Below are 22,850 nucleotides of genomic sequence, written 5' to 3'. Positions count from 1 at the left end.
CCCTTGCCTCTGGCTAACACTTCCCCTTGCCGGGTGTGTAGAGGACTTGCACCTCCAAGTCACCAGCGTGGCCACCATAGCCAAACTGGTTGCGCTTACGCGCAACGCGCCATGCCTGGCGCACGCACAAAAAAGGGCGCCGATGGCGCCCTTCTTCACTACGGTGACGTCAGTTCTGCAAAGCCGCGTGTTGCGTCCCGTTGATCGGGATGCGTTTGGCTTTCGCCTCTTCCGGCACCACGCGCAGTAGGTCGATGCTCAGCAGGCCGTTACGCAGGTCCGCGGTCTTGATCTCGATGTGATCGGCCAGCCGGAATGACAGCTTGAACGCACGCTGGGCGATGCCTTGATGCAGATAGGTCACGCCTTCGTTGGCGTCACGTTTGCCGCCACTGATGGTCAACACGCCTTTTTCGACTTGCAGGTCCAGGTCGTCTTCCTGGAAGCCCGCAGCCGCGATGACGATGCGGTATTGGTCGTCGCCGTGTTTTTCGACATTGTAAGGTGGGTAGCTGCTGCCGGGCTCATTGCGCAGCGCAGACTCGAACAGATCGTTGAAACGATCGAAACCAACCGAAGAACGGAACAGTGGAGCCAGGGAAAATGCGGTACTCATGATTAAAATCTCCTGAAAACAATCAGCAAGGTTTTTTGTCTCCGCGACCCGAATTCGGCATCGCGTAATCCTTAGATAGGGACCGCTGATTGCATTTCAAGAGACGAATTGCAGATTTTTTCAGGCCGCTTCAGAGACCTGCAAACCGAGCAAACACGAAACCTGGTCCAGCTCAGTCTCACGACGCATGAGCGTAAACAGCTCCACCGCCTCGGGATAATTGCGGGTCAGCATCGCCAGCCACTGCTTCAAGCGACCCGGCGACTGCCGTGGTGTCATCTGCGCCTTGGCCTGTAGCCAGAACGCCTGGATCAGCGGCAGCAACTCGGCCCACGTCATCTCCACCACCTCTTCACCGGCCCGCGCAGCCGCAATTTGCCGGGCCAGGTCGGGGCGCGACACCAGGCCGCGACCGAGCATGATGTCTTCCACTCCGCTGATTTCCCGGCAGCGACGCCAGTCGTCCACGCTCCAGATATCGCCGTTGGCGAACACCGGCACCTTGACCACGTCCTGCACCCGCGGGATCCACTCCCAGTGCGCCGGCGGCTTGTAGCCATCCGTCTTGGTCCGGGCATGCACCACGATGTGCTCGGCGCCGCCTTCGGCCAGGGCCGTGGCACACACCAGCGAACCGTCCGGACTGTCAAAGCCCAGGCGCATCTTGGCGGTCACCGGAATGTGCGCGGGGACCGCGCGGCGAACGTGCTCGACGATCCGATTGAGCAACTCCGGTTCCTTGAGCAACACCGCGCCGCCACGGGACTTGTTCACGGTCTTGGCCGGGCAACCGAAGTTCAGGTCGATCACCTCGGACCCCAGCTCACACGCCAGCGCCGCGTTTTCCGCCAGGCACATCGGGTCGGAACCCAGCAGCTGCACGCGCAACGGCACGCCGGCAGCGGTCTTGGCACCGTGCAACAGTTCAGGGCCGAACTTGTGGAAATAGGCTGGCGTCAGCAGCTGATCGTTGATCCGAATGAACTCGGTCACGCACCAATCGATACCGCCAACACGGGTCAGCACGTCCCGCAGGATGTTGTCGACCAACCCCTCCATGGGCGCCAAAGCAATTTGCATGGAAAACACTCAACGAAAAACGTGCGGCAGTTTACCGGGTTTCATCGCTCAGGGCATGTCGGACGGGTGGACGGTTGCTTTGCTGGCCCCTGGAAAAAACAACGGCACCCTGGGGTGCCGTCATTCATCGCACGGTAGCCCTTACTTGCGCGCCGCCTCCCACGACTTCAGCAACTCGTTGTAGCTCACGGTCTCGCCTTTGGGTTTCTCGTTGGCCAGTTTCGGTTTCGGTGCGCCCGGCTGGTCGAACCAGTATTGCGCGTCGCGCTCGGGGTTGAGCTTCGGCCCGCACACCGGTTGCACTTTGGAGCGTTCAAGGCGGGCCAGGATGGCGTCCTGGTCCTTGGCCAGGCCATCGAGGGCCTGTTGCGGGGTTTTCTCGCCGCTGGCGGCTTCGGCAATGTGACTCCACCACAGCTGCGCCAGGCGCGGATAGTCCGGCACGTTGGTCCCGGTCGGGGTCCATTGCACGCGGGCCGGGCTGCGGTAGAACTCCACCAGGCCACCGAGTTTCGGCGCCAGGTCGGTCATGGCCTGGGAATTGATGTCCGACTCGCGAATCGGCGTCAGGCCAACGATGGTTTTCTTCAGCGATACGGTTTTCGAGGTCACGAACTGTGCATAGAGCCACGCTGCGAGTTTCTGCTTCTCCGGCGTGGACTTGAGGAAGGTCCAGGAACCGGCGTCCTGATACCCCAGCTTCATGCCCTCCTCCCAATACGGGCCCTTGGGCGAGGGAGCCATGCGCCACTTCGGTGTGCCGTCGGCATTCATCACCGGCAGGCCCGGCTTGGTCATGTCGGCGGTAAACGCGGTGTACCAGAAGATCTGCTGGGCGATGTTGCCCTGGGACGGTACCGGGCCGGACTCGGAGAAGGTCATGCCGGCCGCCTCCGGTGGTGCGTAGGCCTTCATCCAGTCGACATATTTCTGCGTCGCATAGACCGCCGCCGGGCCGTTGGTGTCGCCACCACGGGTCACGCTGGATCCGACCGGATGGCAGTCCTCGACGCGAATCCCCCACTCGTCCACTGGCAAGCCATTGGGTATGCCCTTGTCGCCGGCACCGGCCATGGAGAACCAGGCATCGGTGAAACGCCAGCCCAGGGACGGGTCTTTCTTGCCGTAGTCCATGTGCCCGTAGACGCGCTTGCCGTCGATTTCCTTGACGTCTTCGGTAAAGAACCGGGCAATGTCCTCATAGGCCGACCAGTTCACCGGCACGCCCAGTTCATAGCCGTACTTCGCCTTGAATTTGGCCTTGAGGTCCGGACGCTCGAACCAGTCGGCGCGGAACCAGTAGAGGTTGGCGAACTGCTGGTCGGGCAACTGGTACAGCTTGCCGTCTGGCGCAGTGGTGAAGGAAATGCCGATGAAGTCCTGGATGTCCAGGGTTGGCAAGGTGTAGTCCTTGCCTTCGTTGGCCATCAGGTCGGTGATCGATTGGGTCTTGCCGTAGCGAAAGTGGGTGCCGATCAGGTCCGAGTCGTTGACCCAGCCGTCATAAATGTTCTTGTCCGACTGCATCTGGGTCTGCAGTTTTTCCACCACGTCGCCTTCCTGCAGCAGGTCGTGGGTCAGCTTGATCCCGGTGATTTCGCTGAAGGCCTTGGCCAGGACCTTGGACTCGTACTCGTGGGTGGCGATAGTTTCCGACACCACGTTGATCTTCATCCCGCGAAACGGCTCGGACGCCTTGATGAACCACTTCAGCTCTTCCAGCTGTTGCTCGGCCGTGAGGGTGGATGGCTTGAATTCGCTGCCAATCCATTTTTTCGCGGCGTCTTCATAGGCATCGGCCCAGGCCGCGGCACTCAACCCGCTGAGCGCCAGCATGGCTGCCAATGAAACGCTATGTCGCAACTTATTGTTTTTCTCGAACATAAGACCTCCTGTTTGGGTTTCGGAGCACGGTGCCGAGCGATTCGACTAGCCCCAGCGCATCACAGCCAACAGCCACACCAGGGACAGCGCAAAGGCCACCCAGATGCTCCAGCCGGTAGCGCCGATCACCAGCAAATGCAGGTAGGCGCTGCCGAGAAGACCGATAAACAGCCGATCACCACGGGTGGTGCTGATCGGTAAAAAGCCGCGCCGGGAAATGCTCGGCGAACGCAACTCCCAGGTGGTCATGCCCACCAGCAATACGGCGATGACGCCGAAAAAGGCTGCGGTCGGTGGGGTCCAGTTCATCCACTCCATCATCAGTTCCTCACACCCGACCCAGGGCAAAGCCCTTGGCCACATGGTTACGGACAAACCAGATCACCAGCATGCCCGGCAGGATCGTCAGCACGCCGGCCGCCGCGAGCACGCCCCAGTCGATGCCCGACGCGGACACGGTACGGGTCATCACCGCCGCAATGGGCTTGGCGTTCACCGAGGTCAGGGTGCGCGCCAGCAACAGCTCGACCCAGGAAAACATGAAGCAGAAGAACGCCGTCACACCGATTCCCGAGCCAATCAACGGGATGAAAATTTTCACGAAGAACTTGGGAAAACTGTAGCCGTCGATGTAGGCGGTTTCGTCGATTTCCTTGGGCACACCGGACATGAAGCCCTCGAGAATCCACACCGCCAGCGGCACGTTGAACAGGCAATGGGCCAGGGCCACGGCGATGTGGGTATCGAACAGGCCAATGGAGGAGTACAGCTGAAAAAACGGCAGCAAGAACACCGCCGGTGGCGCCATGCGGTTGGTCAGCAACCAGAAGAACAAGTGCTTGTCGCCGAGGAACCGGTAGCGCGAGAACGCATAGGCGGCCGGCAGCGCCACGCTCAGGGAGATCACCGTGTTCAGGCTCACGTAATACAGCGAGTTCAGGTAACCGGTGTACCAACTGGGGTCGGTGAAGATCACCCGGTAGTTGGCCAGGGTGAAGTCCTGGGGAAACAGGGTCAGGCCACCGAGGATTTCGGTGTTGCTCTTGAAAGACATGTTCAGCAGCCAGTAGATAGGTACCAGCAGAAACAGGATGTAGATCAACAGAGGCACCAGCTTTGTTTTGCTCATGTCAGGCCTCAGCGGTTGGCGTCGGAGTGGGTCATGGCGGTGTAGAACAGCCAGGACACCAACAGGATGATCAGGAAGTACACCAGCGAAAACGCGGCGGCCGGCCCCAGGTCAAATTGGCCGATGGCCATCTGGGTCAGGGTCTGGCTGAGAAAGGTGGTGGCGTTGCCCGGACCACCGCCCGTGAGCACGAACGGCTCGGTGTAGATCATGAAACTGTCCATGAACCGCAGCATCACCGCGATCAGCAGCACGCTCTTGAGCTTGGGCAACTGGATGTGGCGGAACACCGCCCAGCTCGACGCCCGGTCGATCCGTGCGGCCTGGTAGTACACATCCGGTATCGCCCGCAGGCCGGAGAAACACAGCAACGCTACCAGCGAGGTCCAGTGCCATACGTCCATCACCAGCACCGTGACCCAGGCGTCCATGGTGTTGGCCGCGTAGTTGTAGCTGATGCCCATGGCATTGAGGGTCGAGCCAAGCAGGCCGATGTCGGCGCGCCCGAAGATCTGCCAGATGGTGCCGACCACATTCCACGGGATCAACAACGGGATGGCCAGGATGATCAGCACCACCGAGGACCAGCGCCCCTTGGTCGGCATGGTCAGGGCGATGCCGATGCCCAGGGGAATCTCGATCAACAGCACGCAGGCCGAATAGATGAACTGGCGCAGCAACGAGTCATGCAGGCGCGGATCGAGCAGCACCTGCCTGTACCAGTCGGCACCGACGAAGTAGCGGCTCGACTGGTCGAAAATGTCCTGCACCGAGTAATTGACCACGGTCATCATCGGCACCACCGCACTGAACGCCACCAGCAGGAACACCGGTAGCACCAGCCACCAGGCCTTGTTGTTCTGCACCTTGTTCATGGCCGGACCTCCAGCAGGTAGTCATCGGCGTAGACCATCAGCCACTGCGCCGGAAAACTGATGGACGCCACGCCCTGGGGCACCGGCTTGTCTTCAGCCAGGCGCACCTTGAGCGGCACGCCGTCCAGGTTCAACGTCATGATCTTGTAGGTGCCCAGGTCCTCGACATGGACCACCGTCGCCCGCAGCGCCTCCTCATAGGGTTCGTCCCAAACGTGGATGAACTCCGGGCGAATCCCCACTTTCAGGGTTTTCCACTCGGTTTCACCGATACGCCGCTGCAGGTCTTCGGACAACGCCAGGTCAGTCCCGCCGAAACCAACGCCACCGGCCCGTGGCGTGACCTCGATGAGGTTCATCCCCGGGCTGCCGATGAAATAACCGACAAAGGTGTGGCTCGGGCGTTCGAACAGCTCTCGCGGGGTACCGAACTGGACGATTTGCCCGCCGTACATCACCGCGATCTTGTCGGCGAATGTGGAGGCTTCGAGCTGATCGTGGGTGACGTAGACCATGGTGATGTTGAACTGCTCATGAATCTGCTTGAGCTTGCGCCGCAGCTTCCACTTCAGGTGCGGGTCGATCACCGTCAGCGGCTCGTCGAACAGGATCGCCGACACGTCATCGCGCACCAGGCCACGGCCCATGGAGACTTTCTGCTTTTCGTCGGCGGTGAGGTTGCGGGCCTTTCTGCCCAACAAGGCCTGCAGGTCGAGGACCTCGGCGATTTCCTGGACCTTGCTGTGCACCTTGGCCTCGGCCATGCCCTGGTTGCGCAGCGGGAAGGCCAGGTTGTCGAACACCGTCATGGTGTCGTAGACCACCGGAAACTGAAAAACCTGGGCGATGTTGCGTTTCTCGGGGGTCAGCAGGTTGACCACCTTGTTGTCGAACAACACCTGGCCCTGGGAAGGGCTGAGCAGGCCGGAGATGATGTTGAGCAAGGTCGATTTGCCGCAACCGGACGGCCCGAGCAAGGCATAGGCGCCACCCTGCTCCCAGACATGGTTCATCTCGCGAATCGCATAATCCTCAGGTCCCACGGGCGTGCGGGTGTAGCTGTGGGCGAGGTTCTGCAAATGAATTTCGGCCATCAGGCAACCCTCGCAACGCGACGTCCGGGCGCCTGGAGCAGGCGTCCCTGTTCATCGAAGACAAACAGTTTGTGGGTCGGGATGTAGATACGAATCGGTGCGTCCACGTCGTACTCATGGACCCCGGGCAAATGCAGGACCAACAGGAAATACTCGTTGCGTACGTGCAGGAAGGTTTCCGAACCACTGATTTCCGCCACCTCGACGGTCACCGCCAACTCCAGATCGTCATCATTGCCGGGCACCAGCGAGATATGGCTGGGGCGCACGCCAAACCGGAACTCGCCCTCGCCCACCGGACGCAAATCGACGTTCAGCGGGAAGTGCACGAAATTGGCGAAGCTGACTTCATTGCCGGCAATGCGCCCGGGCATGAGGTTGATCGGCGGCTCGGAAAACAGCTCGGCCGCCAGCACGGTTTGCGGTTGGTGATAGACCTCGGCGGTCTTGCCGCTCTGAATCACCCGCCCCTCGTGAACAATAGTAGTGGTGCCGCCCAAGGCCAGGGCTTCGTTGGGTTCGGTGGTGGCGTAGACCGCGATGGTGTGACGGGCCTGAAACAGCTCGCGCATTTCCTGACGCAGTTCTTCGCGCAACTTGTAGTCGAGGTTGACCAATGGCTCGTCGAACAGGATCAATTCGGCGTCCTTGACCAGCGCCCGGGCCATGGCGGTGCGTTGCTGCTGCCCACCGGACAGTTCCAGCGGATAGCGTTGCAGGAACTTCTCGATGCGTAGCATCCGGGCCGTCTCGTACACCTTGCTCTGGATCTGTTCGGCCGATACACCCGCCTGACGCAATGGCGAGGCGATGTTCTCGAACACGGTCATGGTCGGGTAGTTGATGAACTGCTGATAGACCATCGACACGTTGCGCAAGCGCACCGGGCGCTGGGTGACGTCTACACCGTTCATCAGGATGCGCCCGTGATCGGGTTTGTCGAGCCCGGCCATCAGCCGCATCAGGCTGGTCTTGCCGGACAGTGTGCGCCCCAGCAAGACATTGAAGGATCCGGGCTCGAAACTGAGGTTGGCGTCATCGATCCAGACCTGACCCTCGACGGTACGGCTGACGTGCTCCAGCGTGAGTGACATGGCTCGGCCTTTTTATTATTGGAGTCCAGCGACCGCTGCACCAAAGCGACATCCGTGCCAGAAATTCCAAGCGATTGATCTGCCTTGAGAATCTGCCATTCAGGGAAAACAACGCATTCGTGACTGAACAGAAATGAACAACCGCGATTGAACAATTGAACAGTTCCACGATTGACAATGAACAATCGTGAACAACACTGTATGGACGCTTTCGACCACGCCTGACGCCCGCGGGCCGTTGGCGTAGCGGACGCGATGCACCCCCATAACAACAATAAAAGCGTGATTCAGAGGCTGACCGCCCATGGCCGCACCTGCCCCCGCGTTGTCCCATGACGCCATCATCCAGGACTCCTGGACCCGTTGCCGCGCGTTCGGCCTGCAGCATCAGAGCCTTCCCGCCTTCGACCAGTTACCCGCCGACGGCATCGCGCGCTTGCTCGAAAGCCAGCATTCACTGGTGCAGACCACCCACCAGGAAGTGCTGCCCTACTACGAGAACATCCTGAGCAACTCCAATTGCCTGATCATGCTCGCCGACCACCAGGGCCAGGTGCTGACCACCTGGGGCACTCGACGCTTTATCGATCCGCGCCTGAGTCGTGGCTTCAATGCCGGCGCCAGCTGGCAAGAGCAATGCAGCGGCACCAACGCCATCGGCACGGCGCTGGCGTGCGAACAGGCGGTGCATATTGCCCACGATGAGCACTTTCTGAAGGCCAACCGCTTCATGACCGGCTCTGCCGCGCCGATCTTCGATGCCCAGCGCCGGGTGATAGCCGTGCTCGATGTGTCCAGCGACAGCTACCTGCCGCCCGACCACACCCTGGGCATGGTCAGGATGATGAGCCAGACCGTGGAGAACCGGCTGATCCTCAACCTGTTCAAGGGCGAACATTTTCAACTGGTGTTCAACACCGGCCTGAACAACCTGGACAGCCAATGGGCCGGGCTGTTGATCTTCGATGAGAGCGGCCAGGTGCTGTCGGCCAACCGGCGTGCCGACAACCTGCTGGGCGTCAGCCTGTCGCGGGTCAGTATCGACAGCCTGTTCAAAGTGTCATTGCTGGAACTGCTCAATCAACCCGACGGCCTGCCCTTCGCCCTGCAAGCCTCGGGGCGCAATCGCTTTCATTGCCTGCTCAAGCGCCCGCAACAGCGGCCGACTCTAGCGCGGGTATTGGCCGTGCCCCCAGGCCCTGCCCCCGAGGCCATCAGCCTCGGCACCCTGCACTTTGGTGACAGCCGGGTGGAAAAAGCCGTGCGCCAGGCCGAGCGCTTGCTGGAAAAAGACATTCCGCTGTTGATCCACGGGGAAACCGGCGTCGGCAAGGAAGTCTTTGTCAAAGCCCTGCACCAGGCCAGCTCCCGCAGCAAACAGCCACTCATTGCCGTCAACTGTGCAGCGATCCCCGCCGAACTGGTGGAGTCCGAGCTGTTTGGCTACGAGAAAGGTGCCTTCACCGGCGCCAACCAGAAAGGCAGCATCGGGCTGATCCGCAAGGCAGACAAAGGCACGCTGTTCCTCGACGAGATCGGCGACATGCCACTGCCCACCCAGGCTCGCCTGCTAAGGGTGTTGCAGGAACGCTGCGTGCAACCGGTGGGCAGCAGCGAACTGTTCGCGGTGGACATCCGGATCATCTCGGCGACCAACCGCTCATTGCGCGAACAGGTTCAGCTAGGACGTTTTCGCGAGGACCTGTACTACCGCATCGGCGGCTTGACCCTCGAGTTGCCGCCGCTCAGGGAGCGCAGCGACAAAGCGGCACTGTTCAAGCGCCTGTGGGAACAGCACCGCGAGCCCACGCAATGGGCTGGGCTGAGCAGCGAAGTCATGGCCCTGTTCGCCCGCCATCCATGGCCGGGCAACCTGCGTCAGGTCAGCAGCGTGATGCAGGTGGCGCTGGTCATGGCCGAGGACCAACCGATAAGGCCGGAGCATTTGCCGGATGATTTTTTTGTGGATCTGGAGATGGAGCCGGTAGAAATACCAAAGCCGCTGGCGGTGGATTTGAATAATGCAGGAGAATTGCACCGTCAGTTGCAGGCCGCGGGAGGGAATATTTCACACTTGGCGCGGCGATTGGGGGTCAGCCGCAATACGTTGTACAAGCGGTTACGGCAGCTGGACACATGAAGACTCGACCTGCTGTCTGCTCGTCTTTACTGCCATGACATATTTTGGCTATATTTAGCCAAAATATTGGAGGCACATCATGATCACCGTTCCACTTGGGGAAGCCAAAAACAACTTGTCCAAACTGGTCGATGACGCGGCCTCCGGACAAGTCATCACCATCGCCAAACATGGGCGGGCCCTCGCCCGCCTGGTACCGGTCGTAAAACCCTCCGGGCGGCGGATCGGTGCGATGAAAGGCAAACTCGTTCTGCCTGACGACTTTGACGCACCATTGCCAAATGAAATGCTGGACGCCTTCGAGGGTACTCACGAATGAGGGTACTGCTCGACACCCATATTTTGCTGTGGACGTTAAGTGACGATCCCAAATTGTCAGCCAAGGCCAGAAAACTCATCGAGAGCGCTGCCGAGATCTACGTCAGCGCCGCAACTTTTTGGGAAATGGCAATCAAGGTCGGGCTGGGCAAGCTGAATGTCGATCTGGAAGAGATTCGCGAATACTGCACGCAAAGCGGTTTCATCGAATTGCCGATCACCTCGGAACACGCCATCGCGGTGAAGGATCTTGAGCATCACCATCGAGACCCGTTTGATCGGTTGATCGTCGCCACGGCAATTACCGAGCCCATGAGACTGCTGACTGCCGATCCTTTGGTTGCCAAGTACACGTCCCTGGCCATTCTGGTTTAATCGACATCCTCCGATCCGCAGACAAACAAAACCCGCACAAGGCGGGTTTTGTTTTGTAAGCACTACAGCACTCAGTCAGCCAGACGCCAGGTCGTGCCGCCCTTGCCGTCTTCCAGCACCACGCCCATGGCGGTGAGCTGGTCGCGGATGCGGTCGGATTCGGCCCAGTCCTTGCCGGCACGCGCCGCCAGGCGCGCAGCAATCAGCGCCTCGACTTCGGCTGCGTCGACCCGCCCTTCGGCACCGGCCTGCAGGAAGTCATCGGCTTCGAGCTGCAACACGCCCAGCACGCTAGCCAGCTCTTTCAAGCGCGCCGCCAGACCGGCCGCCGCGTTCAGATCGCTCTCACGCAGACGGTTGATCTCTCGCACCATCTCGAACAGCACTGCGCAGGCTTCCGGGGTACCGAAGTCGTCGTTCATCACCTGGGTGAAGCGCTCGACAAAGGCTTCGCCGCCAGCCGGTGCCACGTTCGGCAGGCCTTTCAACGCGTGGTAGAAACGCTCCAGGGCGCCCTTGGCGTCCTTGAGGTTGTCTTCCGAGTAGTTGATGGCGCTGCGGTAGTGGCTCGATACCAGCAGGTAACGCACGACTTCCGGGTGGTACTTGTCCAGCACGTCGCGAATGGTGAAGAAGTTGTTCAAGGACTTGGACATCTTCTCGCCATTGATGCGAATCATCCCGCAATGCATCCACGCGTTAGCGTAGGTCTTGCCGGTGGCCGCTTCGCTCTGGGCGATTTCGTTTTCGTGGTGCGGGAACTCCAGGTCGCTGCCGCCGCCATGAATGTCGAAGGTCTCGCCCAGGCAGCAGGTGGACATCACCGAGCACTCGATGTGCCAGCCCGGACGCCCGGCGCCCCACGGCGACTCCCAGCTCGGCTCGCCCGGCTTCGCGGCTTTCCACAGCACGAAGTCCAGAGGGTCCTGCTTGGACTCGTCGACTTCGATGCGGGCGCCAATGCGCAGGTCTTCGATCTTCTTGCGCGACAGCTTGCCGTAACCCATGAACTTGCCGACGCGGTAGTACACGTCGCCATTGCCCGGGGCGTACGCGTAGCCCTTGTCGATCAGGGTCTGGATCATCGCGTGCATGCCCGGGATATGGTCAGTGGCACGCGGCTCCATGTCCGGCTTCTTGATGTTCAGGCGCGCTTCATCTTCGTGCATCGCCGCGATCATGCGCTCAGTCAAGGCTTCGAACGACTCGCCGTTCTCATTGGCCCGGTTGATGATCTTGTCGTCGATGTCGGTGATGTTGCGCACGTAGGTCAGGTCGTAACCGCTGAACCGCAACCAGCGGGTCACCAGGTCGAACGCGACCATGCTGCGGCCGTGGCCCAGGTGGCAGTAGTCGTACACGGTCATCCCGCACACGTACATGCGCACCTTGTTGCCATCGAGCGGTTTGAAGACTTCTTTGCTCTTGGTGAGCGTGTTGTAGATCGTAAGCACGTTAATTCCTTGACGCTAAATCACTGGCCCCACGAATCACGCAGGGTCACGGTACGGTTGAATACCGGCTGACCTGGTTTCGAGTCCTTGATATCCGCGCAGAAGTAACCTTCGCGCTCGAACTGGAAACGATCCTCCGGCTGTGCATTGCCCAGCGAGGGTTCAGCACGACAACCGGTGAGTACCTGCAGCGAATCAGGGTTGATGTTGTCCAGGAAACTCGCGCTGTCTTCGGCCTTCTCCGGGTTTGGAGAGCGGAACAGACGATCGTACAGACGCACTTCGCACTCGACGCTGGCAGCGGCCGGTACCCAGTGCACCACGCCTTTGACCTTGCGGCCTTCAGGGTTCTTGCCCAGGGTGTCCGGATCGTACGAGCAACGCAGTTCGACGATGTTGCCATCGGCGTCCTTGATCGCTTCGTCGGCACGGATCACGTAGCTGCCGCGCAGGCGCACTTCACCAGCCGGCTCCAGGCGCTTGTAGCCCTTTGGCGGCTCTTCCATGAAGTCTTCACGGTCGATGTAGATCTCACGGGCGAACGGCAGGACGCGCACGCCCATGTCTTCTTTCGGGTGGCATGGCAGTTCGAGGTTCTCGACCTGGCCTTGCGGGTAGTTGGTGATCACGACTTTCAGCGGACGCAGCACGCACATGGCACGCGGGGCGCTGTGGTCGAGGTCGTCACGGATGCTGAATTCGAGCATGCCGAAGTCGACCACGCCGTCGGAACGGTTGGTGCCGATCATTTCGCAGAAGTTGCGGATCGATTTCGGCGTGTAGCCACGACGACGGAAGCCCGACAGCGTCGACATGCGCGGGTCGTCCCAGCCATTGACGTGCTTTTCATCAACCAGCTGCTTGAGCTTGCGCTTGCTGGTGATGGTGTAGTTCAGGTTCAGGCGGCTGAACTCGTACTGGCGCGGCTTGGCCGGCACGGGCAGGCTCTCGAGGAACCACTCGTACAACGGACGGTGGCTTTCGAACTCCAGGGTGCAGATCGAGTGGGTGATGCCTTCGATGGCGTCCGACTGACCATGGGTGAAGTCGTAGTTGGGGTAGATGCACCACTTGTCACCGGTCTGGTGGTGGTGAGCATGACGGATCCGATACATGATCGGGTCGCGCAGGTTCATGTTCGGCGAGGCCATGTCGATCTTGGCCCGCAGCACGCGTGCGCCGTCCTTGAACTCGCCGGCTTTCATGCGGGCGAACAGGTCCAGGTTCTCTTCCACGGAACGCTCGCGAAACGGGCTGTTCTTGCCCGGCTCGGTCAGGCTGCCACGGTATTCCCTGGCTTGCTCGGGTGTCAGGTCGCAAACGTACGCCTTGCCGGCCTTGATCAGCTCCACGGCCCAGTCGTGCAGTTGGTCGAAGTACTGCGAGGCATAGCGCACTTCACCTGACCACTGGAAACCCAGCCACTTGACGTCGCTTTCGATGGCGTCGATGTATTCCTGGTCTTCCTTGGCCGGGTTGGTGTCGTCGAAGCGCAGGTGAGTCACGCCACCGAATTCCTGGGCCAGACCGAAGTTCACACAGATCGACTTGGCGTGACCGATGTGCAGGTAGCCGTTGGGCTCAGGCGGGAAACGGGTGACGATCTGCGTGTGCTTACCCGAGTCCAGGTCCGCCTGGATGATCGGGCGCAGGAAATTGACCGGCACGGCAGGGCCGGTCTTGGCATTCGAAGTCGGGTCGACAGTGGGCTTGCTCATAGGATCCTTGGACGTACAAGTGCGTGGCCTACAGGCAGGCCGGACAAAACAAAGCCGCTATCATAGCCGATGCGGTCAAGTGCCTGACAGAGCAGGCCGGAAAACTGCTGCTTTTAATGCACGGCGAATGAAAAACAGCCTCGAAATTCGTCGCCATCACGCTAAACTGCGCACCTTGGCAATTTTTTGCCAGACCGCTGTGGGGTTGCCTGCGTCAGGCGGCGCCCCGAAAGCCACGAATTTCTTACAGAGTAACGATCATGACTCAAGTCAAACTGACCACCAACCATGGCGACATCGTCCTGGACCTGAACGCCGAGAAGGCCCCGATCACCGTGGCCAACTTCATCGAGTACGTCAAGGCCGGCCACTACACCAACACCGTGTTCCACCGCGTAATCGGCAACTTCATGATCCAGGGCGGCGGTTTCGAGCCAGGCATGAAGGAAAAGAAAGACAAGCGTCCAAGCATCCAGAACGAAGCGGACAACGGCCTGTCCAACGACAAGTACACCGTGGCCATGGCTCGCACCATGGAGCCGCATTCGGCTTCCGCGCAGTTCTTCATCAACGTGGCGGACAACAGCTTCCTCAACCACAGCGGCAAGAACGTTCAGGGTTGGGGCTACGCCGTGTTCGGTAAAGTGACTGCTGGCACCGACGTTGTCGACAAGATCAAGGGTGTTTCCACCACCATGAAGGCCGGCCACCAGGACGTGCCAGCAGACGACGTGATCATCGAGAAAGCCGAGATCATTGAGTGATACTGCTGATTTCAGACTTACATCTGGAAGAGGAGCGCCCGGACATTACCCGGGCGTTTCTGGATTTGCTCGCCGGACGCGCCCGCTCGGCGAGTGCGCTCTACATTCTGGGCGACTTTTTCGAGGCATGGATCGGCGACGACGCCATGACCCCCTTCCAACGCTCCATCTGCCAGGCCCTGCGCAACCTCAGCGACAGTGGCACGGCGATATTCCTGATGCACGGCAACCGGGACTTCCTGCTAGGCAAGGCCTTCTGCAAGGCTGCCGGCTGCACCCTGCTCAAGGATCCGAGTGTCGTACCGTTCAACGGCGAACCGGTGCTACTGATGCACGGCGACAGCCTGTGCACCCGCGACGTGGCCTACATGAAGCTGCGCCGTTACCTGCGCAACCCCATTACCCTGTTCATCCTGCGCCATCTGCCCCTGCGCACCCGGCATGCGCTGGCACGCAAGCTGCGTAGCGAAAGCCGGACGCAAGTCCGCATGAAAGCCAATGACATCGTTGACGTGACCCCCGAGGAAATCCCGCGGATCATGCAGCACTACGGGGTCAAAACCCTGGTCCACGGCCACACCCACCGCCCCGCCATCCACAAGCTGCAGATTGGCGACCTGGCCGCCAAGCGCATCGTGCTGGGGGATTGGGACAAGCAAGGCTGGGCACTGCAGGTGGACGAGCAAGGCTTTCAACTGGCGGCGTTCGATTTCGTGCCACCGCCACCCCTGGCGCTGCCCGGCAACTGACAGCCACACAAGCCCCCCTGGATCGCAATACTGGATAAGGTTGCTCAATACCCCACTTGTAGGAGCGAGCCCGCTCGCGATGGTCGTCAACGATAACGCGCGCACTCTGGATCTACTCGGTGCCCTTGAATGCTTCGCGAGCACGCACCCTCCTACAGAAAGCACGCCCTGGATTTAATCCACGAAGCTGAATCCGTACACAATTTTCATGAAGATCCAGAGCGTTTTTCCCGGTAATCCGTGAAGAACCAAAACTACTCACCGCGATCGCTTAGTTGGGGGCGCTTCGCCCCCCCCAGCGGGAGCAAGCGCCCTCGCCACAAGCACGTGCTGGTGCCTCAAAAATCCCGCTTGTAAAAGATATCCAGGGAACTGGCGATACCGCTGGCGGCTTCCAGAAAGACCTTTTTGCTCAGTTTGTAGCGCAAGGCGATGGTGCTGGCCGGTTCGAACACGCCAACGCCATAACGCAAGCTGAGCTTCTCGGAGATGTTGCCACTGGCCACCACGCTGGTGGTGGTGCCGCTGCCTTGGGTGTCGAGCTGGAAATCCTGAATACCCAGGTTCTTGGCCAGGCTGCCGGTCAGATCCGAGCTGCCCATCAGCCCCAGGCCCAAGGCGGCTTGCGCGAGCATGTTGTTGTCTTCGCCGTTGCTGCTCAGCGGACGTCCGAGCACCAGGTAGGACAATGCCTGCTCCTGGCTCATGGCCGGCTCCGAGAAGATTTGCGTCGTCGGCTGCTCGGCACTGCCGCTCAGGCGAATACCGGCAATCACGTCGTCGGTCTGACGCACCGCTTCGATATCCAGGTACGGCTGGTCGATGGGCCCGGTGAAGAATAGCCGCGCACGCCGTACCGTCAGGCGCTGGCCGTAGGCACGGTAACGGCCGTCGTTGAGCCAGAGCTCGCCGCGGGTATCCATGTTGTCGCCGATGTGCACGTGACCTTGCAGGTTGGCCGTCAGGCCGAAACCGGCAAAGCTCAGTTTGTCCTCGCCCACCACCACGTCGATGTCCATCGCCATGGCCATCGGTGTTTTGCCCTCCTCGGTCTGATGACCGACGATCACCGTGTCATCGGAGACCTTGACCGTCGAGGGCGGCAACTCGCGCACGGTGATCTCACCCTTGGGCACCCGCACCTTGCCGGTAATCGCCAGCTTGTCGTCCTTGATCGAGATAGTCAGGTCCGGCGCCACTTCCAGCGCCGCGTAGGGCTCGACCGTTACTGGCAGTTGCTGCCCCTTGAGGCTCAGGTCCACCACCAATGCCTGCCCCCAGGCGACGTGCCCGTTCAGGCTACCCTGCCCGTTCTTGCCACTTTTCCAGCCACCGTTGAGTTGCACGTTTTCACCGGCGATCTGCGCCTTGACCTGTAACGCCTCGAGACGCGTCGGCAGTTCCGGCCCGGAGATTTCACCGTCGCTCAAGGTCAGGTTGCCATTGACCTGCGGCGCCAATAGCCCGCCGGACAAACTGCCGCTGCCGTTCAGGCGCCCGGCCAGTTTCTCGACCATCGGCACGAAGGGGCGCGCCACCGACAGGTCCAACCCGCTCAGGCGGAAAGAACCGCTCAGGGGTTTGTTCCTGGGCAGTGGATTGATCTGCGCCTGTACCATCAGCTCGCCCAGCTTGCCGCCGACGAAGTCCAACTGCGTGTCGATGCGCTTGGGGTTGAGGGTGCTGGTCAGCTTCAGGGTCTGGTATGGGAAGTCCAGCCACTGCTCCTTTTCCTTGAGGCGCAGGGTGCCGCCGCTGGCATCGACCAGTATCTGGCCTTTCGGGCCGCTGGCCGGCAGGTCCAGTTGCACGTCGGCGTTGAGCTTGCCCTGCCAGGCAAAGTCCTTGGGCAGCCATTGCGCCAAGCTGTCGATAGGGAATTGCTTGAGGTGATAGCGCAGCTTGGGCTCGGGCATCAGGCGTTGGTCCTCGCCGCACAGACTGGCGGGGCCGGACATCCAGCAATGGGCGCCGAAGGTCAGTTTGCCATCAGCCATGCGTTCAATCCGCGCTGGCCCTTGCAGCTTCCAGTCCTGGCCGCCTGCCTGAATGTCACCGCTGGCCAGACGGCCGCGCCAGTTGCCCTTGTCGAGATTGCCGTCCAGGCCCAGCGCCAGCTTCAACAAGGGGCCTTGCAGGTCCAGTAGCAGCTTCTGCTGCTTGATGTCGCCCTGGCCGCTGGCGGTCAGCGTGCCGAGCTGGCTATCGCCCACCTCGATACCGCTGCCCTTGAGGTCGATCTTCGCGCACTGCGCCTTGTCCAGGGTGGCATCCAGGTTCAGGCTTTTCAGGCGATTGTCGTCGAACGCCAGCTGCACACCTTGCAGGCTGAGGGTGCCTTGGGGCGCCTGGAGACTGCCGGCGACATCGACCCGGCCATTGAGCTGGCCACGCAGCTGCGGCCAGAGCTGGCCGAGACGCGGCGCCTTGATGTCGAGCTGACCGGCGAGCGTCTGTTGCAAGCTGGCGCGGCCATCAATGCGGTTTTCGCCCAGGCGGATCTGCAGCGTGCTCAGGTTCCAGCGCTCGCCAGCCCCTTCAGCCTTGGCCTGCAAGAGCGCTGGCTGCCCGCGCAGCTTGCCCTTGAGGTCGAGGTCGGCCGTAAGATTCAGTTGTTCGTTCTTCATCTCACCCTTGCTGCGCAAGGGACCGGCCAGGGTACCCGGCAGCTCCGCGAGCCAGTACGCCGGGTTGATCGCCGACAAGTCCAGCGCGGTGTCCCAGGCAATGCCGTCGGCAAATTGCAGGTTCAGATACCCCTCGGCCTTGCCCTGTCCGGCCGCCAGCTGGAACTGCGGCAGGAAGATTTTCGTCAGGTCGCCGCTGAACGGGCTGCTCAGGCTGAACGCCCCCGCCGGGCCGTCGAGCGCCGCCTTGAAGTTGCCCAGGTAGTTGCCGTCGCGGTACGAGGCTTCTGCGTTGAAGCTACGCAGTGCCACTTGGGGTTCATCGATCACCGGGTACAACCGGTGCCACGGGAAGTCCAGCCAATCGATCTTCGCCTCGGCACTCAAGCCCTCGGACCAATCCAGTTGCCCGGTCAGTTTCAGGCTCTGCTTGTCACTGGCGTTCAATTCCAGCCCGGCGATCTGCGCGCCCCTGGCGTCGACCCGGCCCTGCAGGCGCAAGGCAACCGGCCCCTCTTCAGCGGGCAATGTGGCATTGCCTTGCAATTGATAGCCGTTTTTCAGGTCACCGTTGCCGGTCAGTTCCAACTGATTGAGCTGCAAGGTGTCGGGCAGGTCGGCACTGGCCTTGAAACCATCGGCAGTGATCCGCACCTTGGCGGGCAGGTTGTCCGCCAGCGGTTGCAACTCACCCGTCAACCGACCTTGCAGGTATCCGCTGCTGTCCGCCGTCAGGTTCAGGGTTTTCAACAGGTCGCCTTCAACCCTCAACGCCAGCGCCCATGGCGCGCTACCCGGTGCCGGCAACGTCAGCTTGCCGGTGGCCTGCAGCGGCCAGTTGCCGGTCGGTTGCAACAGGCCGGACAGGTCCAGGCTCAGGTCGTCACGCTGCAGATGCACGGAATCGAGCTGCAACCCCTCGGCCGTCCAGTGCGCGGCCAGTTGCAGGTCCTTGAGCTGTTCGCTGCCGTTGAGCAACAGGCTACCGACCTGCACCTCTCCCAACTGGATAGCCACCGGCAACTTCAGGTCAGGCAGGCTGATCGGTCCGCTGCTGGATTCGCTGCCCGGGGCAAATTGCAGAATCACTTGCTCGGCCTTCAGTTGCTCGATGCACAGGGTCATGCGGGTCAGGCACAAGGGCGACCAGGCAAACACCGGCTGTCTCAGCTCGACCCGGTCACCGGCCTGCTGCCACACCAGATGATCGGCACGCCATTGGCCACCCAGCCGGCCCTGGAAATTGTCCACGGTCAAACCCGGCACCTGGCCCAGGGCCCAGCGGCTACCTGCTTGCGTACCCAGCAACACGCCGATGCCCAGCAGGACCACAGCCACCAGCGACACCGTCGCCAGCAGCGTTATTTTCAAACCACGCTTCACAGCTCAGGCCCCATGGAAAAGTGCAAACGAATACCACCTGGATCATCCAGTGCATGGGCCAGATCCAGGCGGATCGGCCCGACCGGTGAAACCCAGCGCACGCCAAGGCCAACCCCGGTCTTGAGACTGGGCAGCTCGAGGGTATTGAACGAGTTACCCTGGTCGATGAAGGTCGCCACTCGCCATTTTTCGGCGATGGAGTACTGATACTCAAGACTGCCCGTGACCATGTAGCGCCCGCCAATGCGGTCGCCTTCATTGTTTTCCGGGGACAGGCTCTGGTAGTCGTAGCCACGCACGCTCTGATCGCCACCGGCGAAGAAGCGCAAGGACGGTGGAATGGATTTGTAGCCATTGGTGGCCGAACCGCCGACTTGCGCGCGGGCCAGGAACCGATGATTGTCGAACACCGTGGTCAAGCCTTTGACCAGCGCCGTGCCATACAGAAGATTGTTGTCCGAGCCCAGCCCTTCCTTGGCGACCTTGCTGTCGAACTGCAGGCGATAGCCTTTGTGCGGGTCGATCCGGTTGTCACTGCGCAGGTAGGAGTAGCTCACGCCGGGCATCAGCAGGTTGCTCAGGCCCGAGTCATCGCCAAGGCGGTATTCCTCGCGTTGCCATTTCAACGAGATCACCCGTTGCCAGCCACTGGGCAACTTGCTGTGCCATTCCGGGCCCAGGGTCAGCAGCTTGCTCAAGCTGTCGGTGTTGGCCAGCTCTTCATTTTGATAGCCCCCGGCAAACCGCAGTTTGTCGGTGAGGGGTGGGTCCAGCGGTACGTCGTACCAGAGGCCAACGTTCTGCCGGGGTGCCGAGAGTTCGGCTTCCCAGCCGTAGCTGTGGCCTTGGGGGTTGACCCAGTGACGCGTCCAGTTGGCCTTGGCCCGCGGACCGACGTCCGTGGAGTAGCCCAAACCCAGGCCCATGGTGCGTGGCTTGCGGGCGTCCAGATTGACCGCCACCGGAATCACCTCGTTGGCCGCCGAGGTGGGCGTGGCGTCGACCCGCACCGACTCGAAATAGCCGCTCGACTGCAAGGCCTGACTGAGCTCGGCGATCAGTTCGGAATCATAAGGAGCGCCGTTTTTGAACGGAACCATGCGCTGCAACAGGTCCTCGTCGAACGGTGTATCACCGGCAAAACTGACCTGGCCCAACGCATAACGCGGGCCGCTTTCATAGACCAGTTCGATGTCGGCGACCCCGGCTCGCGGGTCCACCAACAGTTTCTGGCGGGTAAAGCGACCACTGAAAAAGCCGAAACGCGAGGCCTGGTTCTGTATCAGGCGCTTGGCATCTTCGTAATGACCGTGGTTGAGCACGGCACCGGGCTTGAGCACATCACTCTTGGGCACACGAAAGGACTTGAGGGAGGCCGCGGGCCCTTCGACGCGGATGGTCACGTTGCGCAGGCGCACCGGTTCGCCGGGGTCGATGTTCAACACCAGTCGCGGCGACTTGCCGTTTTTGACTTCGCTTTCTATATGGGGCTGGTAGTAACCCAGGGCCTGGGCGGCCTTGCGCGCCTGCTCTTCGGCGCCGCGACTGAAGCGCAGCAAGGCGTCCTCGTCACGATCACCGAGCCCTCCGATATAGCCTTCGATATTGGCCTTCAGCTCATCGTTGGACGGTTTGATCCTGACGTCCAATTCACTTTGCGCCAGTGCGCCTGCGCTGCTGAACAGCACGAGCAAGCCACTGGTAAATCTTCCTGGAAACTTCATAGGCGCGGATGCTATCACGAGCGTGGGAGCGTGATAGAGCGAACAATCTGAACAAAAGTTCGGCGTTAACCCGTAGCGCTGTTTAGTACCTGGGGATTGGCGTGAAAAAACACGTGCTCGCGGATTGGCCCGACAGCCACTTCACCGATTTCCTCGTAACCCTGACGCTTGTAGAACTCCAGATAAAGCGGATTCCCCGTGTCGAGTACCACCCCCCGGGAATGCTCATCGACCGCACACCAGTTGTGCACCGCCTGGAGTAGCTGCTCGCCGAAGTGCTGGCCTTGAAACTGCGGGTGAATCCCCAGCAACGGCAACACATGCACCGAGTCCGAAGGGATGCAAGCCGTGACGGCCGCGTGATAGTCCAGGTAACGACGGGTGCAGCGAAAACCGGTACTCAGCACCATCCGCAGGCGCCAGGCCCAGCTTTCGGTAATGCCCAGCCGTCGTTGCGGCGGCGCGATCAGGGCAATGCCGATCAACCGGTCATTGACTACCAGTCCGATGGCCGGCAGTTCCTGGAGAAAATGCTGCTTGACCAGTTCCCGTACCGTGGCCCGCACACGCTGCTCATAGCCGGGACGCTCGGCCTCGAATAGGAACTTGAAGGTCGGCTCGTGCCGGTAAGCCTGGTACAGCAAGGAACGCGCTTCACGCGAATAGCCGCTGTCGAGCCGGTGAATGTCAGCGATGGCGGTCGAAGTTTCAGGCATGGCGGTCTATCTCCCCTGGGCGAGACTCAAAAGGCCCCGCTCTTTGTCGTACGATCCCGGCACAGTAGCGATCTTTCCTACGCTCAAAGACATTAGCAGCGCAGACAGACTACTGCCACGCTGGCCCCCATGCCGCAGGTCAGCTAGCATCGCAGTTTTGCTAGGGCTGTCGACCATGAAGATCGTCTCGTTCAATATCAATGGCCTGCGCGCCCGCCCCCATCAGTTGGCGGCACTGATCGATAAGCACCAGCCAGATGTCATCGGCCTGCAGGAAACCAAGGTCCACGACGACCAATTCCCGCTCGCCGAGGTCCAGGCGCTGGGTTACCACGTGCATTACCATGGGCAAAAAGGCCATTACGGCGTTGCCCTGCTCTCGCGCCAGGCGCCCCTGGAGATTCACAAAGGCTTTGACGGCGATGAAGAAGACGCCCAGCGGCGCTTCATCTGGGGCACCTTCGCCGATGCCCATGGCACGCCCGTGACCATCATGAATGGCTATTTCCCACAAGGCGAAAGCCGTGACCACCCCACCAAATTCCCGGCCAAGGCGCGTTTCTACAGCGACCTGCAAGCCCTGCTGGAAACCCGGTTCAGCAACGACCAGCCACTGGTGGTGATGGGTGACGTGAACATCTCCCCGCAAGACTGTGACATCGGCATCGGCCCGGACAACATGAAGCGCTGGCTGAAAACCGGTAAATGCAGCTTTCTGCCCGAAGAGCGCGAGTGGATGGCCCGCCTGAAAAACTGGGGCCTGGTGGACAGCTTCCGTCACCTGAACCCGGACGTGGCCGATCGCTTCAGCTGGTTCGACTACCGCAGCCGCGGCTTTGAAGACGAACCCAAGCGCGGCCTGCGGATCGACCTGATCCTGGCATCCCAGGCGTTGTTGCCAAGGATCAAGGACGCCGGTGTCGACTATGACCTGCGCGGCATGGAAAAACCTTCGGACCATGCGCCGATCTGGCTTGAGTTGAGCTGATCCCCCCGCCGATCGCCGGGATCGCTCCCTCAGCTTGCGCAGGGGGGACGGTCTGCGGCGTGCTACCGTCATATTTCAGACACTTTAATGACTTATTGTCGTCGCACTTCCCTTGGCCTTTA

Annotated in this window: 19 protein-coding genes; 6 read left to right on the top strand and 13 right to left on the bottom strand. The window is 60.9% G+C overall.

Annotation, left to right across the window (positions count from 1 at the left end):
• Window positions 1-169 precede the first annotated feature (169 nt).
• The 8 genes from CKW07_RS21340 to CKW07_RS21305 form a co-directional block, all read right to left on the bottom strand.
• Window positions 170-616, bottom strand: coding sequence for an Hsp20 family protein (locus CKW07_RS21340; RefSeq protein WP_095146915.1), 447 nt, complete (start codon window positions 614-616; stop codon window positions 170-172).
• A gap of 120 nt (window positions 617-736) precedes the next feature.
• Entirely contained in the window at window positions 737-1,696 is a 960-nt protein-coding gene (locus CKW07_RS21335; protein ID WP_095146914.1) for a tRNA-dihydrouridine synthase, read from the bottom strand.
• A gap of 141 nt (window positions 1,697-1,837) precedes the next feature.
• Window positions 1,838-3,580 (bottom strand): ABC transporter substrate-binding protein, encoded by a 1,743-nt coding sequence (locus tag CKW07_RS21330; RefSeq protein ID WP_095083202.1) that lies wholly within the window; start codon window positions 3,578-3,580, stop codon window positions 1,838-1,840.
• 45 nt (window positions 3,581-3,625) lie between these two features.
• Complete coding sequence (locus CKW07_RS21325; protein ID WP_095083200.1) at window positions 3,626-3,898, bottom strand: DUF2160 domain-containing protein; 273 nt, start codon at window positions 3,896-3,898, stop codon at window positions 3,626-3,628.
• Window positions 3,899-3,908: 10 nt separating this feature from the next.
• Window positions 3,909-4,709 carry a carbohydrate ABC transporter permease gene (locus tag CKW07_RS21320; protein ID WP_095146913.1) on the bottom strand — a complete coding sequence of 267 codons (801 nt, stop codon included), beginning with the start codon at window positions 4,707-4,709 and terminating at the stop codon, window positions 3,909-3,911.
• A gap of 8 nt (window positions 4,710-4,717) precedes the next feature.
• On the bottom strand, window positions 4,718-5,584 hold the full coding sequence (locus CKW07_RS21315) for a carbohydrate ABC transporter permease (RefSeq protein WP_095083197.1): 867 nt from the start codon (window positions 5,582-5,584) through the stop codon (window positions 4,718-4,720).
• On the bottom strand, window positions 5,581-6,678 hold the full coding sequence (locus tag CKW07_RS21310) for an ABC transporter ATP-binding protein (RefSeq protein WP_095146912.1): 1,098 nt from the start codon (window positions 6,676-6,678) through the stop codon (window positions 5,581-5,583). The genes CKW07_RS21315 and CKW07_RS21310 overlap by 4 nt, the downstream gene beginning before the upstream one ends.
• The gene (locus CKW07_RS21305) at window positions 6,678-7,772 is read right to left on the bottom strand and encodes an ABC transporter ATP-binding protein (RefSeq protein WP_095146911.1); all 1,095 of its coding nucleotides are present in this window, start codon (window positions 7,770-7,772) and stop codon (window positions 6,678-6,680) included. The genes CKW07_RS21310 and CKW07_RS21305 overlap by 1 nt, the downstream gene beginning before the upstream one ends.
• Before the next feature lie 304 nt (window positions 7,773-8,076).
• Between CKW07_RS21305 and CKW07_RS21300 the strand changes: the two genes are divergently transcribed.
• The 3 genes from CKW07_RS21300 to CKW07_RS21290 all read left to right on the top strand — a co-directional run bounded on the left by CKW07_RS21300 (window position 8,077) and on the right by CKW07_RS21290 (window position 10,605).
• Window positions 8,077-9,912 (top strand): sigma-54-dependent Fis family transcriptional regulator, encoded by a 1,836-nt coding sequence (locus CKW07_RS21300; RefSeq protein WP_095146910.1) that lies wholly within the window; start codon window positions 8,077-8,079, stop codon window positions 9,910-9,912.
• Window positions 9,913-9,991: 79 nt separating this feature from the next.
• Window positions 9,992-10,231 (top strand): type II toxin-antitoxin system Phd/YefM family antitoxin, encoded by a 240-nt coding sequence (locus tag CKW07_RS21295; RefSeq protein WP_095146909.1) that lies wholly within the window; start codon window positions 9,992-9,994, stop codon window positions 10,229-10,231.
• Window positions 10,228-10,605, top strand: a complete 378-nt coding sequence (locus CKW07_RS21290) for a type II toxin-antitoxin system VapC family toxin (RefSeq protein ID WP_095146908.1) — start codon at window positions 10,228-10,230, stop codon at window positions 10,603-10,605. Before CKW07_RS21295 ends, CKW07_RS21290 begins: the two co-directional genes overlap by 4 nt.
• A gap of 71 nt (window positions 10,606-10,676) precedes the next feature.
• On the opposite strand, the gene cysS is transcribed toward CKW07_RS21290, so the two are convergent.
• Together cysS and CKW07_RS21280 are read right to left on the bottom strand one after the other, a co-directional pair.
• Window positions 10,677-12,059, bottom strand: a complete 1,383-nt coding sequence (gene cysS / locus CKW07_RS21285) for a cysteine--tRNA ligase (protein WP_007970481.1) — start codon at window positions 12,057-12,059, stop codon at window positions 10,677-10,679.
• 20 nt (window positions 12,060-12,079) lie between these two features.
• Window positions 12,080-13,777 (bottom strand): glutamine--tRNA ligase/YqeY domain fusion protein, encoded by a 1,698-nt coding sequence (locus CKW07_RS21280; protein ID WP_095146907.1) that lies wholly within the window; start codon window positions 13,775-13,777, stop codon window positions 12,080-12,082.
• A gap of 260 nt (window positions 13,778-14,037) precedes the next feature.
• Here CKW07_RS21280 and CKW07_RS21275 point away from each other — a divergent pair, with 260 nt between their 5' ends.
• Together CKW07_RS21275 and CKW07_RS21270 are read left to right on the top strand one after the other, a co-directional pair.
• Window positions 14,038-14,541 (top strand): peptidylprolyl isomerase, encoded by a 504-nt coding sequence (locus CKW07_RS21275; RefSeq protein WP_095146906.1) that lies wholly within the window; start codon window positions 14,038-14,040, stop codon window positions 14,539-14,541.
• Window positions 14,538-15,290: a UDP-2,3-diacylglucosamine diphosphatase gene (locus tag CKW07_RS21270; RefSeq protein ID WP_095146905.1), complete on the top strand. Its 753-nt coding sequence runs from the start codon at window positions 14,538-14,540 to the stop codon at window positions 15,288-15,290. Before CKW07_RS21275 ends, CKW07_RS21270 begins: the two co-directional genes overlap by 4 nt.
• A 338-nt stretch (window positions 15,291-15,628) precedes the next feature.
• On the opposite strand, the gene CKW07_RS21265 is transcribed toward CKW07_RS21270, so the two are convergent.
• From CKW07_RS21265 to CKW07_RS21255, 3 genes are all read right to left on the bottom strand, one after another.
• Entirely contained in the window at window positions 15,629-19,300 is a 3,672-nt protein-coding gene (locus CKW07_RS21265) for a translocation/assembly module TamB domain-containing protein (RefSeq protein WP_095146904.1), read from the bottom strand.
• Entirely contained in the window at window positions 19,297-21,024 is a 1,728-nt protein-coding gene (locus CKW07_RS21260; RefSeq protein ID WP_095146903.1) for an autotransporter assembly complex family protein, read from the bottom strand. Before CKW07_RS21260 ends, CKW07_RS21265 begins: the two co-directional genes overlap by 4 nt.
• Window positions 21,025-21,089: 65 nt before the next feature.
• Entirely contained in the window at window positions 21,090-21,740 is a 651-nt protein-coding gene (locus CKW07_RS21255; RefSeq protein ID WP_095146902.1) for an N-acetyltransferase, read from the bottom strand.
• A gap of 175 nt (window positions 21,741-21,915) precedes the next feature.
• Between CKW07_RS21255 and xthA the strand changes: the two genes are divergently transcribed.
• Window positions 21,916-22,728: an exodeoxyribonuclease III gene (gene xthA, locus CKW07_RS21250; protein ID WP_095146901.1), complete on the top strand. Its 813-nt coding sequence runs from the start codon at window positions 21,916-21,918 to the stop codon at window positions 22,726-22,728.
• Window positions 22,729-22,850: the final 122 nt, after the last annotated feature.

It is taken from the genome of Pseudomonas sp. Irchel s3b6, from assembly GCF_900187415.1.
Lineage (GTDB): Bacteria > Pseudomonadota > Gammaproteobacteria > Pseudomonadales > Pseudomonadaceae > Aquipseudomonas.
This window is presented reverse-complemented; position numbering and strand designations above follow the sequence as displayed.